The sequence below is a fragment of the Vibrio sp. 10N.261.52.A1 genome, from assembly GCF_002876325.1.
GTDB classification, from domain to species: Bacteria; Pseudomonadota; Gammaproteobacteria; order Enterobacterales; family Vibrionaceae; genus Vibrio; species Vibrio chagasii.
In genome coordinates, this window is sequence record NZ_MCYD01000659.1 from 1 (window position 1) to 4,347 (window position 4,347).

At 45.0% G+C, this 4,347-nt stretch carries 4 protein-coding genes; 2 read left to right on the top strand and 2 right to left on the bottom strand.

Features of this window, described 5'->3' with window-relative positions; genetic code table 11:
• Nucleotides 1-26: 26 nt before the first annotated feature.
• Together pgeF and rluD are read right to left on the bottom strand one after the other, a co-directional pair.
• On the bottom strand, nucleotides 27-767 hold the full coding sequence (gene pgeF, locus BCT81_RS12375) for a peptidoglycan editing factor PgeF (RefSeq protein WP_102424603.1): 741 nt from the start codon (nucleotides 765-767) through the stop codon (nucleotides 27-29).
• A 2-nt stretch (nucleotides 768-769) separates the two neighbouring features.
• Nucleotides 770-1,744: a 23S rRNA pseudouridine(1911/1915/1917) synthase RluD gene (gene rluD / locus BCT81_RS12380; RefSeq protein ID WP_004739484.1), complete on the bottom strand. Its 975-nt coding sequence runs from the start codon at nucleotides 1,742-1,744 to the stop codon at nucleotides 770-772.
• A 137-nt stretch (nucleotides 1,745-1,881) separates the two neighbouring features.
• Between rluD and BCT81_RS12385 the strand changes: the two genes are divergently transcribed.
• Together BCT81_RS12385 and BCT81_RS12390 are read left to right on the top strand one after the other, a co-directional pair.
• Nucleotides 1,882-2,610, top strand: coding sequence for an outer membrane protein assembly factor BamD (locus BCT81_RS12385; RefSeq protein ID WP_008221648.1), 729 nt, complete (start codon nucleotides 1,882-1,884; stop codon nucleotides 2,608-2,610).
• Nucleotides 2,611-2,748: 138 nt separating this feature from the next.
• The gene (locus BCT81_RS12390; RefSeq protein WP_347232108.1) at nucleotides 2,749-4,173 is read left to right on the top strand and encodes a lytic transglycosylase F; all 1,425 of its coding nucleotides are present in this window, start codon (nucleotides 2,749-2,751) and stop codon (nucleotides 4,171-4,173) included.
• Nucleotides 4,174-4,347: the final 174 nt, after the last annotated feature.

The window sequence follows — 4,347 nt, forward strand, 5'->3', positions numbered from 1 at the left end:
GGATAAAAGCGGACACTTACTAAACGTTACTCTAGCCAAATAAAGGTAGCCTGACGTCCAGTAACGCCATCTCGACGATAAGAATAGAAAGCATCAGAATCGGCAAAAGTACAAAGGTTCGAACCCGTCACTTGCGAAACACCCACTTTAGTAAGTCGCTGTGTTGCAAGTTGAGACATATTCGCTAACCATTTGCCCGGTTCAGTTTTCGCTTTGAATGCAAGCTTGGCTTGAGGGTCAAAACCAACGAAAGCTTCCAACACATCATCACCAACCTCAAAGGCTTGTTTGCCAATCGCAGGGCCTAGCCAAGCAATGATCTGGTTGTCAGAGCTGAGATTGGTAAACTTTGCGACTGCATTTTCAAGAATACCACCAGCAAGACCACGCCATCCGGCATGAACCGCAGCAACTTGAGTACCTTTGGTATCAGTGAGGATCACTGGTAAACAATCCGCCGTCATCGCTGAGCAAACCACCCCACTAGCAGTAGTGAAAGCTCCATCCGCGTCGAGAACATTGGATGTTGGCTCAAGAACCGTTGCCACATCAGTTGAGTGTGTCTGGTTTAGCCATACCGGTGCAGTTGGCATGTTAGCGTGTTGCGTAAGCCATATGCGGTTACGTTCAACCAGTGAAGCATCATCCCCAACATGCATACCGAGGTTTAGCCCTTGATATGCATCAGCAGAAAAACCACCAACACGTGTCGAAGCAAAAGCCTTCACATTACTTGGTGCGTTCCAGTTAGGGATGATCATCGACATAATTAAATGTCTTCTTCTAGGTTATCGCGAGCATCAACGCGCAGAGCTTCAGCCATCACCACCATGTCATTTGGCACAGGTGCGTGGAATTCAACTTCTTCGCCCGTGATTGGGTGAACAAATTTAAGCATAACCGCGTGTAGTGCTTGACGATCAAAAGCACGAATCATCTTCGTTAGTTCTTCTGATGCACCTTTTGGAATACGTGCACGACCACCGTAGGCAATATCACCTAGCAGTGGATGCTGAAGGTAAGACATATGTACACGGATTTGGTGAGTACGACCCGTTTCTAGACGTAGACGAATACGTGTGTGTTCACGGAAGTGTTCAGCAACGCGGTAGTGAGTTACCGCTGGCTTACCCGTTTCATTCACAGCCATCAAAGTACGCTTGGTTGCGTGGCGGCTAATGCCTTTTTCTACCATGCCACCAGCGGTCATTTTGCCGATTGCAATCGCTTCGTATTCACGAGTAATACGACGCTTAGCCAATGCACGTACAAGGCGAGTCTGTGCTGGTACTGTTTTAGCAACAACCATAAGACCTGTCGTGTCTTTATCTAGACGGTGAACAATACCTGCACGAGGTACTTCAGCGATTTGTGGGTAGTGGTGCAGCAACGCGTTTAGCACGGTTCCATCCGGCGTACCTGCTCCTGGGTGAACAACAAAATCACGTGGCTTGTTAATAACCAATAGGTGTTCATCTTCAAAGACAATGTCTAGAGGAATGTCTTGTGCTTCCCAGCGCTCTTCATCTTCAAGTTCAGCTTGTAAGATGATCTCTTCTCCGCCCATAACCTTAACGCGTGGCTTGGTAATAACTTCACCGTCCACTTGGACTTTGCCGTCAAGAAGCCACTCTTTAATACGAGAGCGAGAAAAATCGGTAAATAGTTCAGCGACAGCTTGGTCTAAACGTTGACCTAACTGGCTGCTTTTTACTGTGTCTGTTAATGTGATCTGCTGAGCCATATCGAACTTTTTTAAAAACCGTGAGACTAATACCCATTAGTATGGATAAAATAGAATAATTGCATCATTGTATCTGTTACTGGTTAGAAAGTAACGGAAGCTTACGAAATATTTAATTCAAGGAATCGACGCCTGACATGAAACACCTTACTTTAGCGGGTCTATTAGCCGTATCACTCTTGGCTGGTTGTTCAAGTACCGAAGAGATAGTGCCAGATGTACCGCCATCGGTTCTCTATTCTGAGGCGCAAGAATCGCTACAAAGTGGTAGCTGGCTTTCTGCCATTGAAAAGCTAGAAGCCCTAGACTCTCGTTACCCTTTCGGCGCCTATTCTGAACAAGTACAGCTAGACCTGATTTACGCTTACTACAAAAATGATGACCTAGCGCTTGGCCTAGCGACCATTTCACGTTTCTTGCGTTTAAACCCAACTCACGAAAAACAAGACTGGGTTCTTTACATGCGCGGCCTAACGCACATGGCACAAGACAGAAACTTTATGCACGATATTTTTAATATCGACCGTAGCGACCGAGATCCTGAGCCTGTAAAACTCGCTTTTGCTGATTTCAAACGACTACTAGAGCGCTTCCCAGCAAGCCCTTACGCAGAAGATGCACAAAAACGCATGTTCGCACTTAAAAACCGTTTGGCGGATTACGACCTAGCAACGGCAGATTTCTATCTACGTCGTGAAGCTTGGATCGCTGCAATCAATAGAACGCAAGAACTGCAAAAGACTTACCCAGATACCATCGCAGCGCGTAAGTCTCTAAAAATTCAGCTAGAGGCCTACAAACAGCTTGGCCTTGAGGACGCGATTCAAAGAACAGAAGCCTTGATTGAGCTGAACCCACTACCTTAGCCAACCATTCTGTTCCTGACTAAAAAAGCGCGCTAATTTACTAGCGCGCTTTTTTTAAACCTATTCCACGAACTTGATGAATCGCACAATACACGGTATCTTCAATAAATAACTTTTAACAAAACATCAACATGGAGTGTGGATGTGAGTAGGTTGTTATTATTTATTGGGATCGTGCTATTTAGCCAATTTTCCCACGCATTAGAACTCTCGCCATTAAGCAATAAGCCTTACATGGGGGACCTCGACGTACTCAAAACCAAAGGTACAGTGAGAGTGCTGGTCTCTGCTGATCTTGGCTTCTACTATATAGAAGATGGCAAGCCCAAAGGCATCGTTGCCGAGATGCTTTACCATTTCGAAAAAAGTCTTCGCAAGAAGCACCCTTACCTGAACGTTCAAATTATTCCTGTGCAGCGGGATGACCTGCTCCCCTCTCTACAGTCAGGCTATGGCGATGTTGCTGTTGCAAACCTGACCGTCACCGATAAGCGATTAAAGGTGATCGATTTTTCAGACCCTATGATTAAAGACGGTAAAGAGCTCATTATCACTGGCAAGAATTCAGAAGCGATCACCGAGATCAAGCAGCTTAGTGGTAAGGAAGTATGGATTCGGGCCAGCTCCAGTTACTTCGAAAGCGTGCAAAGGGTCAATAAGGAACTCAACGAACTGGGTTTACCGCCACTGCATGTCCACTTCATCGAAGAGTCACTGCAAGACTACGAACTGATCGAGCTCGTTAACCAAGGCTATATACAAGGTACGATTCTGGACAGCCACAAAGCGAAACTGTGGATCGATGTGATGGAAAACATTCAAGTCCATCACGACTTACCTTTACGCGAAAATGGTCAAATAGCCTGGGCATTAAGAAAAGACAGCCCTCAACTAAAGAAAGAGATAAACAAATACGTTAAGACAGCTCGAACAGGTACCCTGCTTGGAAACGTGATCTATAAGAAATACATAGATAATACTCGTTGGTTAGGTCGGGCACTCAACCCGAACAAAGTTGACCGCGTTGCTAAACTGGCTGATGTATTTAAAAAGTATTCGAATAAGTATGAATTCGATCCTTTGATGATGTCTGCGCAAGGCTTCCAAGAGTCGGGCCTTGATCAAAGCAGAGTCTCCCACCGAGGTGCTATTGGAGTAATGCAGGTTCTACCTAGCACTGCGAGAGACAAAAACGTCAACATCAAGAATATCCACATCGTCGATAACAACATCCATGCTGGTGTGAAATACATGCGCTTCATTAAAGATAGATATTTTGATGACCCAGCCATTACTCCAGATAACCAGATTTACTTTACTCTCGCCTCCTATAACGCAGGTCCAGCTAAGATCAGAAAGATGAGGAACCTTGCGAAGAAGAAAGGCTACAACCCGAACATCTGGTTTAAAAACGTAGAGATAATTACTCGTAAATACGTCAGTAAAGAGCCTGTCACCTACGTTGCCAATATCAATCGCTACTTCGTCATCTATAAACAGCTAGAGGCAATCAATGCGATTAGAGAGAACGGCACGGCGAGATTGCTCAAAACGAATGATTAGAGCGACTATAAACTTGAGCCAGACAAGAAGAGACATTGAGTAAAGACAAAAACACAAAAGCCGCATAAGCAAAGTTATGCGGCTTTTGTTTGTCTAATTCTGAGGAAGCTTACCTAGCGATATGTGTCACGTGCTCTAGATCACAAAATACTTTTGGATAAATATCCATCAAGC